Annotated in this window: 17 protein-coding genes; 10 read left to right on the forward strand and 7 right to left on the reverse strand. The window is 63.8% G+C overall.

The window, feature by feature from the left end:
• From F0Q45_RS09270 to gltB, 5 genes are all read right to left on the reverse strand, one after another.
• On the reverse strand, positions 1-813 hold an 813-nt coding region (locus tag F0Q45_RS09270), incomplete at its 3' end, for a PHP domain-containing protein (RefSeq protein WP_149653667.1).
• A complete protein-coding gene (locus F0Q45_RS09275) occupies positions 814-1134 on the reverse strand; it encodes a hypothetical protein (protein WP_149653668.1) in 321 nt (106 codons plus the stop codon).
• A gap of 243 nt (positions 1135-1377) precedes the next feature.
• A complete protein-coding gene (locus tag F0Q45_RS09280; RefSeq protein WP_149653669.1) occupies positions 1378-2622 on the reverse strand; it encodes a PPE family protein in 1245 nt (414 codons plus the stop codon).
• 1278 nt (positions 2623-3900) lie between these two features.
• Positions 3901-5367 (reverse strand): glutamate synthase subunit beta, encoded by a 1467-nt coding sequence (locus F0Q45_RS09285; RefSeq protein ID WP_149653670.1) that lies wholly within the window; start codon positions 5365-5367, stop codon positions 3901-3903.
• Positions 5360-9964 carry a glutamate synthase large subunit gene (gene gltB, locus F0Q45_RS09290; RefSeq protein WP_149653671.1) on the reverse strand — a complete coding sequence of 1535 codons (4605 nt, stop codon included), beginning with the start codon at positions 9962-9964 and terminating at the stop codon, positions 5360-5362. The genes F0Q45_RS09285 and gltB overlap by 8 nt, the downstream gene beginning before the upstream one ends.
• Before the next feature lie 473 nt (positions 9965-10437).
• Between gltB and F0Q45_RS09295 the strand changes: the two genes are divergently transcribed.
• Entirely contained in the window at positions 10438-11778 is a 1341-nt protein-coding gene (locus tag F0Q45_RS09295) for a MinD/ParA family ATP-binding protein (RefSeq protein ID WP_188112851.1), read from the forward strand.
• On the opposite strand, the gene F0Q45_RS09300 is transcribed toward F0Q45_RS09295, so the two are convergent.
• Positions 11753-12172, reverse strand: coding sequence for an SRPBCC family protein (locus tag F0Q45_RS09300; protein WP_149653673.1), 420 nt, complete (start codon positions 12170-12172; stop codon positions 11753-11755). The genes F0Q45_RS09295 and F0Q45_RS09300 overlap by 26 nt on opposite strands.
• Positions 12173-12344: 172 nt before the next feature.
• A complete protein-coding gene (locus F0Q45_RS09305) occupies positions 12345-12632 on the reverse strand; it encodes a WhiB family transcriptional regulator (RefSeq protein ID WP_262490930.1) in 288 nt (95 codons plus the stop codon).
• 455 nt (positions 12633-13087) lie between these two features.
• Between F0Q45_RS09305 and F0Q45_RS09310 the strand changes: the two genes are divergently transcribed.
• From F0Q45_RS09310 to eccCb, 9 genes are all read left to right on the forward strand, one after another.
• Positions 13088-14194: an FHA domain-containing protein gene (locus tag F0Q45_RS09310; protein WP_188112852.1), complete on the forward strand. Its 1107-nt coding sequence runs from the start codon at positions 13088-13090 to the stop codon at positions 14192-14194.
• Positions 14195-14427: 233 nt separating this feature from the next.
• Entirely contained in the window at positions 14428-15756 is a 1329-nt protein-coding gene (locus tag F0Q45_RS09315; RefSeq protein WP_149653676.1) for an EspA/EspE family type VII secretion system effector, read from the forward strand.
• A 72-nt stretch (positions 15757-15828) separates the two neighbouring features.
• Complete coding sequence (locus tag F0Q45_RS09320) at positions 15829-16140, forward strand: ESX-1 secretion-associated protein (RefSeq protein WP_149653677.1); 312 nt, start codon at positions 15829-15831, stop codon at positions 16138-16140.
• 1 nt (position 16141) lies between these two features.
• Positions 16142-16993 (forward strand): ESX secretion-associated protein EspG, encoded by an 852-nt coding sequence (locus F0Q45_RS09325; RefSeq protein WP_149653678.1) that lies wholly within the window; start codon positions 16142-16144, stop codon positions 16991-16993.
• A 42-nt stretch (positions 16994-17035) separates the two neighbouring features.
• Positions 17036-17581 (forward strand): DUF2694 domain-containing protein, encoded by a 546-nt coding sequence (locus tag F0Q45_RS09330; protein ID WP_149653679.1) that lies wholly within the window; start codon positions 17036-17038, stop codon positions 17579-17581.
• A gap of 3 nt (positions 17582-17584) precedes the next feature.
• Entirely contained in the window at positions 17585-19306 is a 1722-nt protein-coding gene (eccA, locus tag F0Q45_RS09335) for a type VII secretion AAA-ATPase EccA (protein WP_149653680.1), read from the forward strand.
• A gap of 3 nt (positions 19307-19309) precedes the next feature.
• Positions 19310-20752 carry a type VII secretion protein EccB gene (gene eccB, locus F0Q45_RS09340; RefSeq protein WP_149653681.1) on the forward strand — a complete coding sequence of 481 codons (1443 nt, stop codon included), beginning with the start codon at positions 19310-19312 and terminating at the stop codon, positions 20750-20752.
• Positions 20752-22989: a type VII secretion protein EccCa gene (gene eccCa, locus F0Q45_RS09345; RefSeq protein WP_149653682.1), complete on the forward strand. Its 2238-nt coding sequence runs from the start codon at positions 20752-20754 to the stop codon at positions 22987-22989. Before eccB ends, eccCa begins: the two co-directional genes overlap by 1 nt.
• Complete coding sequence (eccCb, locus tag F0Q45_RS09350) at positions 22986-24764, forward strand: type VII secretion protein EccCb (protein WP_149653683.1); 1779 nt, start codon at positions 22986-22988, stop codon at positions 24762-24764. The genes eccCa and eccCb overlap by 4 nt, the downstream gene beginning before the upstream one ends.
• The last annotated feature ends 123 nt before the right edge of the window (positions 24765-24887 follow it).

Consider the following 24887-nt stretch of genomic DNA (forward strand, 5'->3'; position numbering starts at 1 on the left):
CCCCCGGCGCTCGGGGCGAGAATTGATCTCTACCGCGGTGCCATGGTCACGGCACGCGCTGAACACCGCCTCGGCGTCGAACGTCGATTCCGGCCGGATGCCGCGGTTGCCGGAGACCAGCCGGCCCGTGCAATGACCCAGCACATCGGTGTGACCATGGGAGACCGCGCGAATCATCCGCCGGGTCATCGCGGCCGAATCCATCGACAGCTTCGAGTGCACGCTGGCCACCACGATGTCGAGCCGCTCCAGCAGCTCGGGCTCCTGGTCGAGGCTGCCGTCTTCGAGGATGTCGACCTCGATGCCGGTGAGGATGCGCATGGGGGCGAGCTTCTCGCGCAGTTCGTCGATCACGGCGAGTTGTCTACGCAGCCGCTCCGGCGACAACCCGTTGGCGACTGTCAGCCGCGGTGAATGGTCGGTCAAGGCGCAATACTCGTGGCCCAGGGCTGCCGCGGTGGCCATCATCTCGTCGATCGGCGCCGACCCGTCCGACCAATTCGAATGGAGGTGCAGATCACCGCGCAGCGCGGCGCGGACCTCGCCCCCACCGAGATCTTCTGCTGCTGAGCGCAATTCGACGAGCAGGTCGGGCTCGCGACCGGACCAGGCCTGGTCGATGACTGTTGCGGTCTTGGGTCCGATGCCCGGCAGCGACTGCCAGCTGTTGGCCTGGCCGTGCCGCTGCCGGGTGGCGTCGTCTAATTTCTCGATGATGTCGGCGGCGTTGCGATAGGCCATGACACGTCTGGGATCGTGGCGGCTGCGGTCTTTGTAGTAGGCGATTTGGCGCAACGCGAAGACTGGGTCCATCTAGCTCAACTGCCCGACGATAAATCCGGCGAAAACCACTGAGAAACCTCCTATCTCGCCGAGAATGAGCAGCACCATTCCGAGTTCGGTTCCCGGCGCCGGAGGGTCGAACTGGTTCTCGGTATCGCGCCGGGCGCCGTGCAGTATGTAACTTCCAATGGCTGCCACGAAGAAGAACACCACCGCCATCGCGGCGGTGGTGTTGACCCAGGCCGGCCAGGCGCTGAGTTCGACGAACACCCCAAGCAGTAGCGCCAACAGAAAGATCAGTCCGGCCGCCAGCAGCGTGAGTTTGGTGTCGACTCCGAGTGCATAGCTCATCGTTCACTCCAGTTTAGTTGCGCTCGTGGCGGCGCGACTAAAGCCGGGCTTGGTGCGCTAGACAGTCCACAACCTGCTCGGCCCGGCCTCAGCTCGCCGCCCACCCGGCGGCGGCACGTCGGGCACTTGCCCGCGCTGTCGCTGACCCGAGGTTCAACTACTCTCGAAGACCGCGCCGGAGAGCACGATGACCCGCTCGGACGAGTTTCCTTGCCGTAAACCTACGCACCCCATACCACAGTGTCAGTCGTCGAATGCTGGGATCACAATGATCGTGGCGGCGGCAGGATCTGCCTCGGTGTCGGCGTCGCCAGCTGGGCGCGCCGCACCGCCGCCGGTTCCCGAGCTGTGCGTGGAAGCACATCCCGCGATGCTTGACATGGCCATCTGCTCAAACACTCCCGCCTGGCCAGCGGGCGCAGACACCGGTACTGCCGTCGCAACGGCGGCCGGGGCTGGCGAAGCGGCGACGGCCTGGGTCCATGCCGGTGGCACCGACAGACTTCCCGCCAGGGCGGCGCGCCCGACTACGCCCGATACTGGATTCGCGCCGACATTGGCTGCGCTTAACTGCGGTGTCAGCAAGTCAGCGATAGGCGCCAACGCTCCGGTGATCGGTTTCGCGGGCGCGAAGAGGGTTTGGAAACTCTGCCCGGTCTGGGCGAACGCATATAACCGACCGAACAGCAGGAACGGACGACCAGGGATGTTGGACACACCTAGCAGGGAATATGGCCCTGTCAACGCCGACATGATGGTGTCCCAATTCGCTATGTCGTGGGCGAGCCACGGCGGCAACGTCGGCAACGGGAACGGCGGTGGGAAATCGTGTCCGGCTGTCAGCGACGCCGCCGCAGTGGTTGCCATCCTGCTCAGCGCGTGCGGGACGGCGGCCACCAACTGCGACAGCTGCCCGGTCGAGCCCACGATGGCTGTCGACTGCGTAAGCGCCGCTGTCGAAGTGGTGGTCGACGGCGGCTCCGTGAAGGGCGTGAGTTGAGTGAACGTTGCTGACGCGCTGGCGTAGGTGTACATCGCGGCGGCGTCTTGCGCCCACATTTGCGCATATTCGGCCTCTGTAGCCGCAATTGCAGCAGTGTTCTGCCCGAAGAAGTTGGTGGTGATCAACGCCACCAACGTGGCGCGGTTGGCCGCGATCACCGGCGGAGGCACGGTGGCCGCAAACGCTGTCTCATAGGCTCCCGCAGCGAGCTTAGCTTGGGTGGCCGCCTGCTCGGCCAGAGCGCCCGTGGCGCTGATCCACGCCTCATAGGGCGCCGCCGCGCTCGCCATCGCGACCGAGGATGATCCCAGCCACGACCCCACCGTGAGCGTCTCGATCGTTGAGCGGTACGACGCCGCCGTGCACTGCAGCTCGATGGCCAATTCGTCCCAGGCCGCCGCCGCAGCCAACATCGGGCCTACGCCTGCACCCACGTACATCCGGCCTGAGGTGATCTCCGGCGGCAGCGCCCCATAGTCAATCATCGGTTTTGCCTCAGGCAGCCCTGAGCTTGTGACCGACCACCATGGCCGGACGGATCGCTGCCGACCAGATCGGCGATGCCTGACGTCCCGCGGCCCACATTTCATTCATCAGCGCCCCGACTCGGAGCGCACCACAGCAAACACTATTACTGAACTTCAACTTGATACTTGACACGCGAACTCCGCCATCGCGACGCTCATTACTCGGTCGTCTTCGGATCTTGATATTCACGCAGAATCGATATGAATCTCCGCTTTTCCGCAATCGATGAACACCGCGCGCCGATTGCTTACCAGTGCCGCTAAACTGGGTTTTTGCAGCACAACCCTCGAAACAGCACATGCCATCCCCCTACTAGCGCCAGATTTTTCCCTGCCGCCGCGCAACGGAAAGCTGGTTTTCTCACGCCCTTTGAATGGGCTTCAGCCGTATGTTTATGCAGTATTCAAGGCATAATACTGCGATCACAAAGCTGGAATAAAGCAAACAGAATATTGACAGGTAAACTAAGCCCCATTGGCAGGTATGCAACCACCCCGGAGTCCGCGGGCGTATCGCCGCCGAGCGACCATTTCCGCACTGCGCCGCGGGCCGCTCAGAATCCACTGCGGGCCGGCAACGGCTGCCGGGGCGATCTATCGACTAACTAGACGGCTCTTGGGCCGCCCCAGCCACATCCTTGACAAGCTGACCCACCAAGAGTGCAACCACGCCGGCACCGCCGGTACACGCTGGGCCAGCAGTTGGGAATTACTCACCAAGAACAGGACGGCGCTAGCCGGGCCCAGCTTGGGCGCACCTGACAACAGCCGTGGGGCATGGGACGGGACACCGGTTGACCCTTGATCCGTGCGGCAAAACTGCCGCGGGCTTGACGGCGAGGAAGTCGGTGTGTCGACCACAGTGCTGAGTTGCTTTCCGCCTCCGGCCTAGATCACAAGTTGATAAAGCTGAGCAAACCTGCGGTGCACGGTCGAGGACACCATCGGGCCTATCATGTCGCGAAGCGCAGCAGCTCGTCCGCGGTGGCAAGGCGCTCGTGCTTGGCCGGAAACTCATGACTCTTTACTGGATGGCGAAACCAGGACCAGGCGATTCGTCCCATCCGTGACCGAGGTACTGGGTTGCTACGCACAGTGACACTCCCTGCGATCGGATAACTCAACCGGGACCCGGATGTGACGAATCCCACAACCGCTCATTAGACACCCGGCAGCTGGCAAACAAGAGGCGACGCGCCGCGCATGCCCGCCATGTTTCTGCTGTGACTGGTGTGACTATTGAAGCGGCGCAGCTGTCGGCCCGATCGGGGCCGGGAGCGCACTGGTGCCCATCAGAAAGCGGTCCACCCCCGCCGCGGCAGCCCTGCCTTCAGCAATCGCCCAAACGAGCAACGACTGGCCACGACCCATGTCACCGGCAACGAACACACTGGGCACCGACGTTTCGAAGTCGTCGTTGCGAGCCACGTTTCCGCGGTCGGTGAGCTTGACGCCCAGGTCGGCGAGCAGGCCTGGCTGCTCCGGGCCGACGAATCCCATCGCCAGCAAAACCAAGTCGGCCTCGAGTTCGAACTCAGAACCTTCAACCTTGCCGAATTTTCCGTCTTGCATGGTGACTTCGTGCGCCTTGAGCGCCGTCACGTGCCCGTGCTGTCCGACGAACTCCTCGGTGTTGACCGAGAACACCCGCTCGCCGCCTTCCTCGTGGGCCGCCGACACCCGATACATCAGCGGGTAGGTCGGCCATGGGGTTGACGGGGCGCGGGTGTCCGGGGGACGGGGCATGATCTCGAACTGGTGGATGCTGGCTGCACCCTGGCGGTGCGCCGTGCCCAGGCAGTCAGCCCCGGTGTCGCCGCCGCCAATGATGACGACCTTCTTGCCCTTGGCCGAAATCGGCGGCTCCCCGTCCGGCCCCAGCACGTCATCGCCTTCCTGCACCCGATTGGCCCACGGCAGGTATTCCATCGCCTGGTGGATGCCATCCAGGTCTCGACCGGGAATGGGGAGGTCGCGCCAGGCGGTCGCGCCACCGGCCAACACCACCGCGTCGAAATCGGCGCGCAGCTGATCACCGGTGAGGTCGACGCCAACGTTGACTCCGGCACGGAACTCGGTACCCTCGGCCCGCATCTGCTCCAGCCGCCGGTCGAGGATGCGTTTTTCCATCTTGAATTCGGGGATGCCGTAGCGCAGCAGGCCACCGATGCGATCGTCACGCTCGAAGACGGTCACTGTGTGTCCCGCGCGGGTCAGTTGCTGGGCGGCGGCCAGGCCGGCCGGGCCAGAACCGACGACAGCAACCGTCTTGCCGGTCAGCTCGTGCGGCGGCAGCGGCTCGACGAGGCCTTCGTCGAAGGCATGGTCGATGATCTCCAGCTCGATCTGCTTGATCGTCACCGGGTCCTGGTTGATACCAAGCACACATGCCGGCTCACACGGCGCTGGACACAGCCGCCCGGTGAAGTCCGGGAAGTTGTTGGTGGCGTGCAGCCGTTCGATCGCGTCACGCCACCGGCCCTGACGCACCAGGTCATTCCACTCGGGGATCAAGTTGCCCAACGGACATCCGTTGTGGCAGAAAGGAATACCGCAGTCCATGCACCGAGTCGCCTGCTGTCGCAAGGTGTCGTTGTCAAACTCCTCGTAGACTTCTTTCCAGTCACGCAGGCGCAGCGGCACCGGCCGTCGCTGCGGCAATTCCCGGTGGGTGTACTTGAGGAATCCGGTCGGGTCAGCCATGTGCGGCCGCCATGATCGCCTTATCAACGTCCAAGCCGTCGCGCTCGGCTTCGGTGATCGCTTGCAGCACCCGCTTGAAGTCGCGCGGCATCACCTTGACGAAGTGCCGTTGCTGATCGTGCCAGTCGACCAGGATGCGCTGCCCCACAGGGGAATCGGTGGCATCCACGTGCGCCGCGATAATGCCGTTCAGGAAGTCCGCGTCGTCGACGTCGAGTGTCTCGACCTCGACCATCTCGGTGTTGAGGTTTTCGGGTAGTTCACCGTCGGGGTCGTACACATAGGCGATACCCCCCGACATACCGGCGGCAAAGTTACGGCCGGTCCGGCCCAGGATGACAACCCGGCCGCCGGTCATGTACTCGCACCCGTGATCGCCCACACCCTCTACCACGGCATGCGCACCAGAGTTGCGCACCGCAAACCTTTCACCGACGACGCCGCGCAGGAACACCTCGCCGCTGGTGGCGCCGAACAAAATCACGTTGCCACCGATGATGTTATCTTCGGCAACATAGTCGGGCGGCGCGTTGTCCGATGGCCGCACCACGATTCGGCCCCCGGATAGGCCCTTGCCCACGTAATCGTTGGCGTCGCCATAGATACGCAGCGTAATCCCTTTGGGCACAAAGGCTCCGAAACTGTTACCGGCCGACCCTTCGAACGTAATGTCGATGGTGCCGTCCGGCAAGCCTTGGCCGCCATAGGCTTTCGTCACTTCGTGACCGAGCATGGTGCCAACGGTGCGGTTGACGTTGCTGATGGCCGTCGAAAACCGGACCGGTGAACCGGAATCCAGCGCCTCCCGGCTCATCACGATCAGCTGCTGGTCAAGGGCCTTGTCCAGACCATGATCCTGGCGCGAACTGCAGTACAGGTCTTGATTCATGAAGGCCGACTCCGGCTCATGAAGAACCGGCGTGAGATCCAGGCGGTGCGCCTTCCAGTGGGCGCGCGCCAGCGTAGTGTCCAGCGATCCGACCTGGCCGACGGCCTCATTGAAGGTGCGAAAACCCAATTGCGCCATGTACTCCCGAACTTCTTCAGCGACGAACATGAAGAAATTCTCCACGAATTCGGGTTTGCCTGTGAACCGTTCGCGCAGTACCGGATTCTGGGTGGCTACACCGACTGGGCAGGTGTCGAGATGGCACACCCGCATCATGATGCAGCCGGCTACCACCAGCGGAGCGGTGGCGAAGCCGAATTCCTCGGCGCCGAGCAGCGCACCAATCATCACATCGCGGCCCGTCTTGAGCTGGCCGTCCACCTGAACCACGATCCGGTCACGTAACCCGTTGAGCAGCAACGTCTGCTGGGTCTCGGCCAAGCCCAACTCCCAGGGCGCACCGGCGTGCTTCATCGAGGTCAGCGGGGTCGCGCCGGTGCCGCCGTCGTGCCCCGAGATGAGCACCACGTCAGCGTGTGCTTTAGAAACTCCAGCCGCGACCGTCCCTACCCCGTTTTCGGAGACCAGCTTGACATGCACCCGCGCGGAAGGATTGGCGTTCTTCAGGTCGTGGATGAGCTGCGCCAAGTCCTCGATGGAGTAGATGTCATGGTGTGGCGGCGGTGAAATCAGGCCCACCCCGGGCGTGGAGTGCCGAACGTCGGCGACCCACGGATACACCTTGTGTCCCGGAAGCTGGCCGCCCTCACCGGGTTTGGCGCCCTGGGCCATCTTGATCTGGATGTCGGTGCAGTTGGTCAGGTAGTGCGACGTCACACCGAACCGTCCGGAGGCGACCTGTTTGATTGCGCTGCGACGCCAATCACCATTGGGATCACGCTCGAAGCGCTTGACGTCCTCGCCACCTTCACCGCTGTTGGATCGACCGCCCAGCCGGTTCATGGCGATGGCCAGCGTCTCGTGGGCTTCGGCGGAGATGGAGCCGTAGCTCATCGCCCCGGTGGAGAAGCGCTTGACGATCTCGCTTGCGGGTTCCACCTCGTCCAACGGCACTGGCGGACGCATCCCTGCGCGGAACTTGAGCAGGCCGCGCAGGGAGGCCATGCGCTCGCTCTGGTCGTCGACCAGACGGGTGTACTCCTTGAAGATCTGGTACTGCCCGCTACGGGTGGCGTGCTGCAGCTTGAACACAGTTTCGGGGTTGAACAGGTGGTACTCACCCTCGCGACGCCACTGGTATTCACCACCGACCTCCAGCTCGCGGTGCGCGCGCTGGTCCGGCCGGTCCAAGTAGGCCAGTGCGTGGCGGGCGGCGACGTCGGCGGCGATGTCGTCCAGCGTGATGCCCCCAGTGGGGCACGTCAGCCCGGTGAAGTACTCGTCGAGCACTTCCTCGGAGATGCCGACGGCTTGGAATAGCTGTGCGCCGGTGTAAGACGCCAGCGTAGAAATGCCCATCTTGGACATCACTTTCAGCACGCCTTTGTCCGCGGCCTTGATGTAGTTGTTGAGCGCCTTCTTGCGGTCGATCCCTGGCCCGACACCGTCCAGGACCCCGCGATCGAGCATGTCTTCGATCGACTCAAACGCCAGGTAGGGGTTCACCGCCGCGGCACCGCAGCCGAGCAGCATGGCCATGTGGTGGACCTCGCGGGCGTCACCGGACTCCACAACCAGACCCACATGGGTGCGGGTCCGTTCCCGCACCAGGTGGTGATGCACCCCGGCAACCGCGAGCAGCGACGGTATCGGCGCCAGCTGCTCGTCGGAGTTGCGATCGGACAAGATGATCACCCGTGCGCCGTCAGCGATCGCCGCCGACGCCCGGGCACGTACGTCGGCCAATGCCGCGGCCAGTCCGGCACCGCCCTCGGCGACCGGGTACAGGCACGGAATGACGGTGGACCGCATGCCGTGGGGGCGTCCGTTGACCTCGGTGTCCGGGTCAAGGTTGATCAGCTTGGCCAGCTCGTAGTTACGCAGAATCGGTTGGGGCAGCACGATCTGGTGACAAGAATTCTCGTCCGGATTGAGCAGGTCACGTTCTCCGCCGGTGGTGCCCTGCAAGCTGGTGACCACCTCCTCGCGGATGGCATCCAGCGGCGGGTTGGTCACCTGAGCGAACAACTGGTGGAAGTAGTCGTACAACATCCGGGGACGCCGGGACAGCACCGCGATCGGCGTATCGGTACCCATCGACCCGATCGGCTCCGCACCGGTGCGCACCATCGGTGCCACTAACAGGTTGAGTTCCTCGTAGGTACAGCCGAAGGTCAGCTGCCGGATGACCAGCCGGTCGTGGGGCATCCGCACATATTTGCCCGCCGGCAATGCGTCCAGCGGAACCAGGTTGCGGTCCAGCCATTCCTGGTACGGGTGCTCGGCTGCCAGTTCGGCTTTGATTTCCTCGTCGGAGACGATGCGGCCTTGGGTGGTGTCCACCAGGAACATCCGCCCCGGCTGCAGCCGCATCCGCTGCACCACCGCCGACGGGTCCAGGTCCAGCACGCCGGCCTCGGAAGCCATCACTACCAGGCCGTCCTTGGTGACCCAGATCCGCGATGGGCGCAGACCATTGCGGTCCAGTACCGCGCCCACGATGGTGCCGTCGGTGAACGTCATCGACGCTGGGCCGTCCCACGGCTCCATCAGCGAAGCGTGGTACTGGTAAAACGCCCGACGGGCCGGGTCCATGCTTTCGTGGCGCTCCCACGCCTCGGGGATCATCATCAGCACCGCGTGGGCCAGGCTGCGCCCGCCCAGGTGCAGCAGTTCGAGCGCCTCGTCGAAGCGCGCGGTATCGGAGGCTCCCGGGGTGCAGATCGGGAACAGTTTCTCGATACTTTTTGGATCGCTGTCCGACCCAAACACGTCGGTTTTGATCAGAGCCTCACGGGCCCGCATCCAGTTTTCGTTACCGGTGACGGTGTTGATCTCGCCGTTGTGGGCGATCCGCCGGAACGGGTGAGCCAGCGGCCAGGACGGGAAGGTGTTGGTGGAGAACCGCGAGTGCACGATGCCCAGTGCGCTGGTCAGCCGATCGTCCTGCAGATCGAGGTAGAAGGCCTTCAGCTGCGGGGTGGTCAGCATGCCCTTGTAGACGAACGTCTGTCCGGACAGGCTCGGAAAGTAGACGGTTTCGCGGCCGGGGCCGTCCTGGCCCGGCCCCTTGGTGCCGAGTTCGTGCTCGGCGCGCTTGCGAATCACGTAGGCGCGCCGCTCTAGCGTCATGCCAGCAGCGCCTGCCATGAATACCTGACGGAAGGTGGGCATGGCGTCGCGAGACAGCGCACCCAGCGAGGAGTCGTCGGTGGGCACGTTCCGCCAGCCCAACACCTGCAGGCCTTCGGCTTCGGCGATCTTCTCCACCGCGGCGCAGGCGGCTGCGGCATCCCGGGACGACTGCGGCAAAAAGGCGATGCCGGTGGCATAGCTACCTGGAGCCGGCAGCTCGAAGTCCACGACTTCCCGCAGGAAGGCATCGGGGACCTGGATCAAAATCCCGGCGCCGTCGCCGCTGCGTGGTTCGGCACCGGCAGCACCGCGGTGCTCCAGGTTGAGCAGCGCAGTAATAGCCTTGTCCACAATGTCGCGGCTGCGCCGGCCGTGCATGTCCACGACCATGGCTACCCCGCACGAATCATGTTCGAATGCGGGGTTGTAGAGCCCGACGCGCTTGGGCGCCATACCCACCTAACCCTTCAGCAGACTGTCCTGCGCGGCCTCACCAGCGGCTCCGACGGCGCCACGCCCTGAGGTCGCGAGCATTGACCCCGTCGGACTTGTCGATAGGCTGTCCGTCATGCGGAATGATTCGGTCAAGGATTCGTCCGTGCAGCGTTGAACGGTGGCCCTGAAACCGATCTCGACAAGTCGTAAAACGATATGACAAAACCCGCCTGACATGCCAACTTCCCTAATGGTAACCCGCCCGCCGGTCAGGCCGCAGTCGCAGCGCGGCCAGCGATCGACCGCATTGTCACGCGCTGTTTCCCCCTCGGAATCCGCCCGCCAGACGCCCCGCAAAGTGTAGTGGTAACTGCCAGCTCGGGCCGTGATCCGACCCAGCTCGGCAACCGGCGGGCGCACGATACTGAGACGGATACTGATCGTGTCCGGAGTTGACCAGTCACCATCGACCCTATTCGGCGAAGGAACCTATGAACGAGCGTGAAATATTCCTGCGCGACCGCATGCGGGCAAGCCAGCCCAGCGTCGCCGGGACAATACAGGCCGGTCGACAATTCAGAGCTCCGCCGTCCCCTCCCCGAGCACCCGGACCAAAGCCGGCGCCACCTCCTTTACCCACGTCACCACCTTCCCCGCCGCCGGCGGCAACCCCGCACACACCGGTGGCGCCATCTCCGCCCGCCGCGCCGCCGCGTGTTACCGCAGCACCCGCAAGAGCAGCAGCGGCACCGCCGCAGTCCGAGAGTGCTCCGCACCCAGCACAACCCGACGTCGTTTCCCCACCACGTCGTGAAGCCAAGCCAGCTGCCACGCCCGCGCGCACTTCTGCCCGTCGACCGGCCAACCGCGGCTGGCGACGCCTGGTTGAGATGGCGTCCTTCGGTCGGATCAACCCCCGACCGTCGGCTGCGCACCGTGAGGCGGCGCAATTCGAAGGGGCCATCCGCACCGTCTTGCACGGTAACCACAAAGTCGGCGTGCTGGGCAAGGGCGGAGTTGGCAAGACCTCGGTCGCTGCCAGCGTCGGGTCCCTCCTGGCTGAGTTGCGCCTGCAGGACCGCATAGTGGCGATTGACGCCGACACCGCCTTCGGCCGGCTCAGTAGCAGGATCGACCCGACCGCGAGCGGCTCGTTCTGGGATCTGACCGCCGACAAGAACTTGCAGTCGTTCGCCGATGTGGTCGCCCGCCTTGGTCGTAACTGCGCGGGCCTACACGTCCTACCCGGCGACGCGGCGGTGGGTGGGCGCCGGGTGCTCGACCCGGCGATCTATCGGGAAGCCGCCCTGCGGCTGGACCGCCACTTCGCAATCTCAGTCATCGACTGTGGCTCCACGATGGACGCACCGCTCACCCAAGAAGTGCTACGCGACCTGGACGCACTGATCGTCGTATCCTCGCCGTGGGCCGACGGGGCCTCCGCTGCGGCAAAAACGATGGAATGGCTCTCGGGGCGCCGGCTTACCCATCTATTGCACCGCAGCATCCTGGTGCTCAACGACTCGGACGGACACTCTGACAAGCGCACCCGCTCAGTGCTGGCACGCGAGTTCGTCGAGCATGGACAGCGGGTTGTCGAGGTGCCCTTCGATCCTCACCTACGGCCCGGTGGCGTCATCGATGTGAATCGGGAAATGGCACCATCAACGCGGCTGAGATTTCTCCAGATCGCGGCCACCATCGTGGAGTATTTCGCGACGCGCCCCAATGAAAAGGAGCTCGCGGAGTACCAGCAGACCGCCTTGTCCCCGGCGACGATGTCCATGCCACCGCCGGCTAGGGAGATCAACCCGACTCCGCTGCCATTTTGAGGCCCGCGCTTTCCATATCGAGGTACGAGCGAACTCGCGACCCCGCGGTGAGGTTGGCCAACCATGTCAATGGTCCGGTCATGATCAACTCGAGCGTCGTCCGCACCCCGTCCCCGACGTCGTCGATGCAATGCACCGCCGTGATCGAAAGCCCGGGTTGCTGAGCTACCCAGGTGAAGTTGCGCATCGGCACAAGTTCGGTGACCGTCCACACCATCGGTCGGCCCTTGGGTTGCGTCACCCGATACCGACTGCCCACGGTCAACGGACCCTCTCCCAGACGCTCGACCTGGCGCATCGACTCAGTCCAGGCCGGCCAGCCCTCGACGTCGACGAGCAGCTGCCAAACTCGGGCAGCGGGAGCGTGCACGGCTTCCTTGCGTACGTATCGCATGGGCCACCTCCATCCCATTCGGCATCATCGCACTGATACGCGTGGACAATCGTCCGGACCTGCCGCAACGCAAACAGTGCGAGGAATCAAACGATTCCTCGCACTGTGTACGGCGCTACAGCTGCCACCACCGCACCGCAGACCCCTCGAAGCAGCGGCTCGGGTGTGGACGTTATGCCGACTGGGCGATCACCCGTTCGCGCGCAGGGAAACCGTTGCGCTCCGCCAGGGACCGCAGTTGGCCCAACGCGAACGCCCGCGCCCGGCCGGCTTCGGGAATCACAACGCCTGCCCAGAGTCCTTCCGCACCTGGTGACTCGACGGCATCCCGGGCACACGCCCACCGCCGCGGGCAGGCCCGGCACAGTGTCTTGGCCTCGTCGTCGGGAGTCGTCGTCCAGCGATCGGGGTCCTGCGTGCAAACGCCCAGCGGGATCTCGTACAGAGCTGTTGCGGTCATATCGTTGCGGCTCCTCAATAAAGCGTTGCAGGTTTGTAACCTCTGACCGGAAGCATATAGCACTAACCGTTGCAGTGCAACAGTTCGTCGGGAACGCCGTACCGCACGGCGCTACAACTACCGCCAGCGCGCTGACAGCGTAGCTCGATTTTTCGCAATTACCAGGGGATACCTGCTGCGAATCAGCTGTGCATGCGCTCTGTCCGACTACGAGAAGAACGCACCCACGCAGAAACTGTGCTAGACGGTGTCGCCGCCAGGTAAGCTAAACCGTAGCGTCGGCCCACTTTGATGGTGGTAGGCTTGGTTGCGAGGGCTAGGCCGACACGATTTGGAAAACGTAGCGAAGGCATGGCTTTCGAAGGGTGCAACGGTTAGGATGTTGGTCAGTGTTGGTGAGCGGAAGGCGAGCGCTGCTGCCCGCACCCGTACCCGCGAGCGAGGAAACAACGCCGATGCCTAAGGCCGAGTCGACTGCCCGGCCGGCTCTGCCGGTCGTGCACAGCGGCGAGCCGTGGCGCGCCATCGCACTAGGTCATGGCGTTACGGCCGGCGGCCGCGTCGCCAGGGCCGGCGTCCTGATCGATGGCCCAGAGCGATCACCTGCCCAGCTGGCGGCGGTGTCCGAAGATGCACAGTGGCGGATCGTCGACAACGGCCCTGGCGGTATGTTCGTTGGCGGACGACGCAAAGGCTCGGTGACTGTCAGCGACAAGACCATCGTCCGGTTCGGCGATCCCACTGGAGGCAGGGCGTTGACCTTCGAAGTCGTCAGGCCGTCAGATTCGCCTGAAGAGCAGCTCCGTCAACAGCAATCAGCTGACCACTCGGACGGCCAAGACACTGAACTTGACCCCGGCATCGTCCGCGCCGGAGCAGTCGCCGCGGCCCGCCGTCGCGAACTCGACATCAGTCAACGCAGCCTCGCGGCCGACGGGATCATCAATGCGGGCGCGTTGATCGCCTTCGAAAAGGGCCGCAGCTGGCCCCGCGAACGGACTCGCGCCAAGCTCGAAGAAGTGCTGCAATGGCCGCCCGGGACCATCGCACGCATTCGGCAAGGTGAGCCGATTGCCCCCCAGACCGGCACCCAAACCCGAGAAGCAAATCCGGAAGTACTGCCGGCCGACGGCCCGGCGTCACTAATCGCGCAGGCGGTTGCTGCTGCCGTCGACACCTGCAGCCTGGCGATCGCCGCCTTGCCGTCACCGGAAGATTCGGAGTTCACCGAGCGAGCGGCGCCGATCCTTGCCGATTTGCGCCAGCTGGAGGGGATTGCCGTTCAGGCAACTCGCATCAGTCGAATTACTCCGGAACTGATCAAGGCGTTGGGCGCAGTGCGCCGCTACCACGACAAATTGATGACGCTAGGAGCGACCGCCCCGGGCGCCACCCTGGCGCAGCGTCTATACGCCGCGCGCCGGCGCGCAAACCTATCCACTTCGGAAACCGCGCAAGCGGCCGGAGTGGCAGAAGAAATGATCGTCCGCGCTGAAGCCGAGGAAGCTTTGCCAGCCGAAGCCGCCGACGCGATCGAAGCGCTCATCCGTCAAATCAATTGAGGTTGGCTCCGGGTGCCGTCACACAGTGCAGCGCTCGTGTCCGATCGACCGGGGAACGTTGCCGTTGCCCCGATATTCTATTGTGTCGTCCTGCGCGCGGTGCGCGCGAAAAGGCCCGCCAGGCCAAAAAATTCGTGCATCTACCCCCATCGAGGCGCTGCTAAGCTCAACGTGCGGTGTAAAGGTGCACGGAGAAATGACAGGGCACAGGATCAGCGAGCGTAAGGAAAGAAATGAAGGGCAGCGACCTTTGCAAGACGACAAGTAACTTCATTTGGGGCCAGTTGCTCTTGCTAGGGGAGGGCATCCCCGACCCGGGCGACATCTTCAACTCGGGTTCGACGCTGTTCAAACAAATCAGCGACCGGATGGGGCTCACCATTCCAGGCACCAACTGGATCGGCCAAGCCGCTGACGCCTATTTGAACCAGAACATTGCGCAGCAACTTCGCGCAAAGGTGATGGGCGACGTCGACTATTTGACCGGAAACCTGATTTCGAATCAGGCCAAGTACGTCTCGAACACGCGAGACGTCCTGCGGGCGATGAAGAAAATGGTCGACGGTGTCTACAAGGCGTGCAAGGCGCTGGAAAAAGTGTGGATCATCGGCGCGGCCCTGTCGTGGGCAATCGCCATCCCCATGTGCGGGCTTGCCATGGGCGTCGTCGGTGGTGCGTTGCTCTATCTCACGATCATGACGCTGATGAACATGACCAACCTGAAGGGGCTTCTCGGCCGGCTGCTCGAGATGTTGACGACCCTGCCTAAGTTCCCTGGGCTGCCCATACCCGACATCCCTGGCATTATCGACGACCTTTGGCCGCCCAAACTGCCCGATATTCCCATCCCCGGCCTGCCTGACATCCCGGGCTTGCCCGACTTCGAGTGGCCGCCCAAGATGCCCGACTTCCCGGGCTTGCCCGACTTCCCGGGCTTGCCCGACATCCCGGGCTTGCCCGACATCCCCGGCATACCCGACATCAACTTGCCGATCCCGGGCCTGCCCGAATTCGAATGGCCGTCCATCCCAGGCTTGCCGCCCTTCCCGAACCTGCCCATCCCGGGGTTCCCGAACTTGCCTGGGCTGCCCAACATCCCCAACTTGTTCCCGGGCTTGCCGGGCCTGACCGACTTGATCCCGGGCGTGGGTAATTTGGGCAAGTTGCCCACCTGGACTGAGCTGGCTGCCTTGCCCGACTTCTTGGGCGGCTTCGCCGGCCTGCCCAGCCTGAGCTTCACCGACCTGCTGAGCTTTGCCCAGCTGCCCAACGTTGGCTCACTCACGGCAACCATGGGTCAGCTGCAGCACCTCGTGGCCGCTGGCGGCGGCCCGGGCCAACTGGGCAGCATGGCCGGTCAACAGGCATCGATGATCTCCTCACAAGCCCAGCAAGGCGGCCAGCAACAGGCCACCCTCGTCAGCGACAAGCGGGAAGAAGATGAGGACGGGGCCGCCGCAGCCGCTGCCGGTGTGGAGCGTGCTCCGATCGATGGTGGGACCGCCGGCGGCCAACAGCGGCAGGGGCCTCCCCCCAGGCCCGCGCCTAGCGGACTGGTTTAATGCCTGCCGCCAAAGCCATAGCGAGCCAAAGCTACAGCGAGTAAAAAGAAATCGTAAAGGAAGGTTTACCCCATGACAGGAATACTCGGCGTCGTACCGTCTTTCCTGAAGGTACTGGCGGGTATGCACAACGAAATCGTCGGCGAACTCAAATCGGCCACCTCGGTGGTCAGCGGAATCAGCCAGCGAGTCCAAATCACCCACGGTTCGTTCACGTCAAAGTTCAACGACACCCTGCAAGAGTTCGAGACCACCCGTAACAGCACCGGCGTAGGGTTGCAAGGGGTCACCGGCGGCCTGGCCAATAATCTGCTCTCGGCTGCGGGCGCTTACCTCAACTCCGACCAAGGCCTGGCCGGCGTTATCGACAAGATCTTCGGCTGACATGACCGGTCCGCTCGCTACCAGTCGCGCGGGCCGCGTCGACGACGTCGTCGGCGTTGAAGTGACCATCGACGGCATGTTAGTGATAGCCGACCGGCTGCACCTGGTCGATTTCCCAGTCACACTCGGGATCCGGCCGAACATCCCGCAGGAGGATCTGCGAGACCTCGTCTGGGATCAGGTGCGGCGCGATCTCGCGGTGCAAGGCGTGCTGGACCACAACGGCTACCCACATCCGGCGGTCGCATCCATGGTCGACACCCTCAGCAGGCCGGACCGGACCCTCGAGGCGCGCTGGTGGCGCCGTGACATCGGTGGCGTAATGGTGCGATTTGTGGTGTGCCGCAAGGACGATCGCCATGTTATCGCAGTGCGCAATGGTGATCTGCTGGTGCTCCAGGTGGTCGCTCCCCGAGTTGGTCTAGCGGGCATGGTGACAGCCGTACTGGGTACCGCGGAGCCAGCGAACGTCGAACCGCTGACTGGCATGGCGAGCGAACTGGCCGAGTGCACCACCGCGGCTCAGTTGGCACGGCATGGCGTCGCGCCAACCACCGCCCGCATCTACGCCGAGATCGTGAGCGATCCGAAGAGCTGGGTGGAAATCGTCGCGAGCCAACGCCACTCCGGCGGCACGACCACGCACACCAAAGCGGCGGCCGGCGTCCTCGACTCAGCGCACGGCCGGCTGGTCTCACTGCCCCGCCTGGTTGGCGGCGAGCTGTACGGCAGCTTCCTCCCGGGCACCCCGCAGAATCTGCAGCGTGCACTGGACGGCCTGATGGACCTTCTCCCAGCCGGCTCCTGGTTAGATCACACCTCGGATCACGCCCAAGCCTCGTCCCGAGGATGACTGCTCAATCTCCCCGCCACGAGTTCAGAAAGGGACGCCACAGTGGACCTGCCCGGCAACGACTACGGCAGCAACGATTATGACGCGCTCGATTTCTCCCCCGGTGCCCCCGAGGAGCCCGCCCTGGAGGCGCTGAATGAATACGCGCCGCCGGCCGAGCCAGCAGAAGCTGGAGCCGACCTCGACGCCCTGCACGGGCTAACCGAGCAGGAAGAAGAGCCTGACCTGGCCTTGTTCACAGTGACCAACCCACAAGGCTCGGTGTCGGTAACGGCAATGATGGACGGGCGGGTCCAACAGATCTCGGTGACGGACAAGGCGTCCAGCATGACGGAATCCGGACTGGCCGAAGAGATCTTCGTCATCGCGGACTTGGCCCGACAGAAAGCGCGGGCCGCCCAGCACACCTTCATGATGGAGAGCATGAGCGAAATGACGGGCGAAGACGAAAAGGAAAACGCCCTGCTCCGCGAGTTCGTCGAGATGACGCTGAATTTGCCGACACCCGAGGAGGCGGCCGCGGCCGAGGCCGAGGTGTTTGCCACCCGCTACGAGGTCGATTACACCTCTCGGTACAACGAACGGTGATACATGACTGATCGCCTGGCCGGTCTGTTCGAAAGTGCCGTCGGCATGTTGCCGCTGTCGGAGGCACGAGCCTTGGACCTGTTCACCGAGATCACCAATGACGACGAGTCGGCCTGCGATGCGTGGGTCGGTCGAATTCGATGCGACGACCTTGACCGAGTGACGTTGTTTCGCGCTTGGTATTCGCGCAGAAACTTGGGACGGTTGGCGGGCTCGGCACAGATCTCGATGAGCACGCTGGGCGCCCGGGTTCCCATTGGCGGACTGTACGGAGACATCACCTACCCCGTCACGTCACCGCTAGCCATCACCATGGGCTTCGCCGCATCCGAAGCAGCGCAAGGTAATTACGCCGACGCGCTGGAGGCTATCGAGGCCAGCGCGCTCGCCGGTTCCGAGCATCTGGTGTCGTGGCTCAAGGCCGTGATCTACGGCGCCGCAGAGCGCTGGACCGACGTGATCGACGAGGTCAAGAGCGGCGGGAAATGGCCGGACAAGTTCCTGGCGGGCGCCGCCGGCGTCGCACACGGTGTTGCGGCGGCGAATCTCGGCTTGTTCACCGAAGCCGAACGCCGACTCACCGAAGCAAACGACTCGCCGGCCGGCGAAGCGTGCGCACGCACCATCGCCTGGTACCTGGCCATGGCGCGCCGCGCCCAGGGCAACGAAGACGCCGCGTTGGCACTGCTGGAATGGTTGCAGACCACCCACCCGGATCCGAAAGTTGCTGCCGCACTGAAGGATCCGTCGTATCGCCTGAAGACGACCAACGCCGAGCAGCTCGCCTCGAGATCGGACCCATGGGATCCGTCCAGCGTAGTGACCGACAACTCCGGGCGCGAAAAGCTGCTGGCCGAAGCCCAAGCCGAACTGGACCGCCAGATCGGACTCACTCGGGTCAAAGCCCAGATCGAGAGATACCGTGCGGCGACCCTGATGGCCCGCGTTCGCGCCGCCAAGGGAATGAAGGTCGCCCAGCCCAGCAAGCACATGATTTTCACCGGGCCGCCCGGTACCGGCAAGACCACCATCGCGCGAGTGGTAGCCAACATTCTGGCCGGCTTGGGTGTCATCGCCGAACCCAAACTCGTCGAGACGTCCCGCAAAGACTTCGTCGCCGAGTACGAGGGGCAGTCAGCGGTGAAGACCGCCAAGACGATCGACCACGCCCTGGGCGGGGTGCTGTTTATTGACGAGGCTTATACGTTGGTACAGGAACGAGACGGGCGCACCGACCCGTTCGGACAGGAAGCGATGGATACCCTGCTGGCCCGGATGGAGAACGACCGGGACCGACTGGTGGTGATCATCGCCGGTTACAGCAACGACATCGACCGGCTACTGGAAACCAACGAGGGCCTCAGGTCCCGCTTTGCCACCCGCATCGAATTCGACACCTATACCCCCGAAGAGCTCCTCGAAATCGCGAAAGTCATTGCCGAAGCTAATGATTCAATGCTGAGTCCGGAAGCGGCCGAAGAGCTCTTGCAAGCCGCCAAAATGCTGCACGAGCGGACGCTACGCGGTCGAGCGGCCCTCGACATCGCGGGGAACGGCCGCTACGCGCGGCAATTGGTCGAGGCCGCCGAGCAGTACCGCGACATGCGCCTGGCGCAGGGCCTCGACATCGAATCTTTGGACGTGGACCGACTACAAGAGATCAACGGCGCGGACATGGACGAGGCGATCGCCTCGGTGCACGCACACCTCAACATGAGAGAGTGAGACATGGGGCTTCGCCTGACCACCAAGGTTCAGGTTAGCGGCTGGCGCTTCCTGCTCCGCCGCGTCGAGCACGCCATTGTGCGGCGCGACACCCGCATGTTCGACGATCCGCTGCAGTTTTACAGCCGCTCGGTCGGGCTGGGCATCGTCATTGCGGTTTTGATCCTGCTTGGGGCAGGGCTGCTGGCCTTCTTCAAACCGCAGGGAAAGCTGGGCGGCAGCAGCCTTCTCACCGACCGCGCGACCAACCAGCTGTATGTGATCCTGTCGGGTCAGTTGCATCCGGTGTACAACCTGACCTCAGCGCGGCTGGTGCTGGGCAACCCGGCCAACCCCGCAACCGTGAAGTCCTCCGAATTGAGCAAGATGGCGCTGGGCCAGATCATCGGCATTCCCGGCGCCCCGTATGCGACACCGGTTTCGGGGGGCACCAGTTCGGTCTGGACCCTGTGCGACACCGTAGCCCGCGCCGGCACCGCCTCTGCCTCGGTACAAACGTCGGTCTTAGTGATGCCACTTCTGATCGACTCGTCGATAAACCCGGTTGAAGCGAACGAAGCGATGCTGGTGACATACCAGGACCGAAACTGGATCGTCACAGCAAAGGGGCGCCACTCGATCGACTTGAGCGACCGTGCCCTCACGTCGGCGATGGGGATACCCGTTACCGCCCAACCGGTCCCGATTTCCGAGGGCATGTTCAATGCGCTGCCCGCCTTGGGAGCCTGGCAACTGCCCCCGATACCCGGGGCGGGAACTCCGAATACTGTCGGGCTTCCTGACGACCTGGTGATCGGCTCGGTTTTCCAGATCCATACCGACAAAGGGCCGCAATACTATGTGGTGTTGCCCGACGGCATCGCCGCGGTAAACGCTACGACCGCGGCGGCGCTGCGTGCGACCCAGTCGCACGGGCTGGTTGCACCGCCCGCGGTGGTTCCGAGCCTGGTCGTCAGAATCCCCGAACGGGTCTATTCCTCTCCGCTGCCTAACGAGCAACTCAAGATCATGTCGCGGCCAGACGAGCCCACCCTGTGTTGGATGTGGGAACGCGGCGCCGGAGACCAGGCACCCAAGACGATGATCCTGTCCGGACGGCATTTACCAATCCCACCGTCTGCCATGAATAACGGAATCAAGCAGATCCAAGGCACCGCGACGGTGTACATCGACGGCGGCAAGTTCGTGCAGTTGCAGTCCCCCGATCCCCGCTACGGCGAATCGATGTACTACATCGACCCAGAGGGGGTGCGCTATGGCGTGCCGAACGCAGACTCCGCCAAGGCGCTGGGCCTGGGGTCGTCGAAAACCGCGCCATGGGAGATTGTCCGGTTGCTGGTTGACGGCCCGGTGCTGTCCAAAGACGCCGCTTTGCTCGAGCACGAAACGCTACCCGCCGATCCGAGTCCCCGAAAAATTCCCGCCGGATCACCCGGAGTCCCCTGATGACCACCAAGAAATTCACGCCGACCATCACCCGCGGCCCCCGGCTAACTCCGGGCGAGATCAGCCTCACGCCACCCGATGATCTGGGTATCGATATCCCGCCCTCGGGCGTTCAGAAGATCCTGCCCTACGTGATGGGTGGCGCCATGCTCGGCATGATCGCCATCATGTTCGCCGGCGGCCGGCAGTTGTCGCCGTACATGCTGATGATGCCGCTGATGATGATCGTGATGATGGTTGGCACCATGGCCGGCGGAACCGGCGGCGGCGGCAAGAAAGTGCCCGAAATCAACACCGACCGTAAGGAATACCTGCGTTATCTGGGGGGACTCCGCGGTCGCGTAACGTCTTCGGCCACCTCGCAGGTGGCGTTCTTCGGTTATCACGCACCCCATCCCGACGATCTGTTATCCCTCGTCGGCACCCAGCGGCAGTGGTCGCGGCCGGCCAACAGCGACTTCTATGCAGCCACCCGTCTCGGGATTGGTGACCAGCCGGCGGTGGATCGATTGCTGAAGCCGGCCGTCGGCGGCGAACTGGCGGCTGCGAGCGCAGCACCCCAGCCGTATCTCGAGCCGGTCAGCCACATGTGGGTGGTCAAGTTTCTCCGCACCCACGGGCTGATCCACGAGTGTCCGAAACTGTTGCAACTGCGCACTTTTCCGACGATCGCGATTGGTGGCGCCCGCCCGGGTGCGGACCGGTTGCTGACGGCGATGATCTGTCATCTGGCGGTTTTCCATCCGCCGGACCTGCTGCAGATCCGGGTGCTCACCGAGGAGCCCGAAGACCCTGATTGGTCCTGGCTCAAATGGCTGCCCCATGTTCAGCATCAGACGGAAACCGATGGCGCCGGGTCGGTCCGGATGATCTTCACTCGCCCCGACGGGCTCGCCGATCTGGCTGCGCGCGGGCCACACGCACCCGACACGCTGCCCACCGGCCCTTACGTCGTCGTCGTCGACCTCACCGGCGGCAAGGCGGGATTCCCGCCCGACGGCAGGGCTGGGGTCACGCTGCTCACACTGGGTAACCACCGCGGCTCGGCCTACCGCATTCGCGTCGCTGAGGACGGCACCGCCGACGACCGGTTGCCCGGTCAGCAGTTTCGCCTGGTGACGTCGGTCGCCGACGCCATGACGCCGCATCAGGCCGCCCGCCTTGCCCGCAAGCTCGCCGGGTGGTCTATCACCGGCACCATCCTGGATAAGACCTCGCGCGTGCAGAAGAAGGTGGCCAGCGAATGGCACCAGCTGGTCGGCGCGAAAAGCATCGAGGAGATCGTTCCCTCCCGCTGGCGGATGTACACCGACACCGACCGTGATCGGCTCAAGATCGCCTTCGGTCACGAACTTAAGACCGGCAACATCATGTACCTAGATATCAAGGAGGGCGCGGAGTTCGGTGCCGGGCCGCACGGCATGCTGATCGGTACCACCGGCTCGGGTAAGTCCGAGTTCCTGCGTACCCTGATCCTCTCGTTGGTGGCGCAGACCCATCCCGATCAGGTGAACCTACTGCTCACCGACTTCAAAGGCGGCTCGACCTTCCTGGGGATGGAGAAGCTTCCGCACACCGCGGCCGTCGTCACCAACATGGCCGAGGAAGCCGAACTTGTCAGCCGGATGGGTGAAGTGTTGACCGGCGAGCTCGACCGTAGGCAGTCCATCTTGCGCCAGGCCGGGATGCAGGTCGGTGCGTCCGGGGCCCTCTCGGGTGTAGCCGAGTACGAAAAGTATCGTGAGCGCGGCGCCGATCTCCCGCCATTACCCACGCTTTTCGTCGTCGTCGACGAGTTCGCCGAGCTGCTGCAAAGTCATCCGGATTTCATTGGCCTGTTCGACCGGATCTGCCGCGTAGGCCGGTCGCTGCGCGTGCATCTATTGCTGGCCACTCAGTCGCTGCAAACCGGCGGTGCGCGTATCGACAAGCTCGAACCCAACCTCACCTACCGTATTGCTTTGCGTACCACCAGCTCTCACGAATCCAAGGCGGTGATTGGAACTCCGGAAGCGGTGTACATCACCAATAAGGAAAGCGGCGTGGGCTTTCTCCGGGTTGGCATGGAGGATCCCGTCAAGTTCAGCACCTTGTACATCAGCGGGCCGTACGTCCCACCGGCCGGGCTCGATACCAGCGGGGACGGCGGTAAGGCCGGCCCGCAGATCCCCAAACAAGCCTTACGAACCCGACCGTTCACGGCTGCGCCGGTCCTCGAGGAAGTGCTGACATCATGAACGCTCCCAAAACCGAGGTGCGAACGTTGCGGGAGGTGATCCTCGACCAGCTCAGCACCGCCGAATCACGCGCGTACAAGATGTGGCTGCCGCCGCTGACCGATCCGACCCCACTCAACGAACTCGTCGCCCGCGATCGGCACGAATCACTACGTTTCGCGCTAGGAATCATGGACGAGCCGCGCCGCCACCTCCAGGATGTGTGGGGCGTCGACGTTTCCGGTGCGGGTGGAAACATTGCCATCGGTGGCGCACCACAAACCGGGAAGTCGACACTTCTGCAGACTCTGGTGATGTCGGCCGCTGCTACGCACTCACCGCGCAACGTCCAGTTCTACTGCATCGACCTCGGCGGTGGCGGCCTGATCTACTTGGAGAACTTGCCGCATGTCGGCGGGGTGGCGAGCCGGTCCGAGCCCGACAAGGTCGCCCGGGTGGTTGCGGAGATGCAGTCTGTGCTTCGGCAGCGAGAAGCCACGTTCAAAGAACATCGCGTGGGCTCGATTGCGATGTACCGGCAGCTGCGCGACAATCCGAACCAGCCCGTCGCGGTCGACCCGTACGGCGACGTCTTCCTGATCATCGATGGGTGGCCGGCGTTTGTCAGCGAGTTTCCCGATCTGGAAGCACAGGTCCAAGACTTAGCCGCACAGGGGTTGTCGTTCGGCGTGCACGTGATCATTTCCACCCCGCGCTGGACAGAACTCAAGTCCCGCGTCCGCGACTACCTCGGCACCAAGATCGAATTCCGGCTCGGCGACGTCAACGAAACCCAGATCGACCGCATTGCGCGGGAGATCCCGGCGAATCGTCCGGGCCGAGCGGTGTCGATGGAAAAGCACCACTTGATGATGGGGGTGCCGCGCCTGGACGGCGTGCACGGGACCGACAACATCGTGGAGGCGATCACCGCAGCGGTGGCGCAGATTGCCGCCCAACACACCGAACAGGCGCCCCCGGTCCGGGTCCTGCCAGAGCGCATTCATTTGTACGAGCTCGACCCCAATCCCCCCGGTCCAGAGTCGGACTACCGCACCCGCTGGGAGATTCCGATCGGGTTGCGCGAAACCGATCTGTCGGTAGCGCACGCGCACATGCATGCCAACCCGCACCTGTTGATTTTCGGCGCGGCCAAATCAGGCAAGACCACCATCGCCCACGCGATCGCCCGGGCCATCTGCGCCCGCAATAGTCCCGACCAAGTGCGGTTCATGCTGGCAGACTACCGCTCCGGGCTGCTGGACGCGGTACCCGAGACCCATCTACTTGCCGCCGGCGCGATCAACCGCAACAGCGCTAGTCTGGACGAGGCCGTGCAAGCGCTAGCGGCCAACTTGAAGAAGCGGTTGCCCCCTGCCGACCTGACGACCACGCAATTACGCTCGCGTTCGTGGTGGAGCGGATTCGACATCGTGCTGCTGGTCGACGACTGGCACATGATCGTGGGCGCCGCGGGGGGCATGCCCCCGATGGCGCCACTGGCACCGTTATTGCCGGCGGCGTCAGATGTCGGGCTACACATCATTGTCACCTGTCAGATGAGCCAGGCGTACAAGGCGACCATGGACAAGTTCGTCGGCGCCGCATTCGGCTCGGGAGCACCGACAATGTTCCTTTCCGGCGAGAAGCAGGAATTCCCCTCGAGCGAGTTCAAGGTCAAGCGGCGGCCCCCTGGTCAAGCTTTTCTGGTTTCCCCGGATGGCAAAGAGGTCATCCAGGCTCCCTACATCGAGCCTCCAGAAGAAGTGTTCGCAGCACCCCCACCCCCCGGTTAAGATTATTTCAATCGCGGCAAAGCAGCACCCAAGACCGCCGTAATCGGAGCCCGGGGCGGTGCTCTTCGTCGGGATTGTTTCCGGCCATAACCCGAATGGTTTGTGTCTGGAGGACAAATAAAT

It is taken from the genome of Mycobacterium simiae (assembly GCF_008370645.1).
In the GTDB taxonomy this organism is placed as follows: Bacteria; Actinomycetota; Actinomycetes; order Mycobacteriales; family Mycobacteriaceae; genus Mycobacterium; species Mycobacterium simiae_A.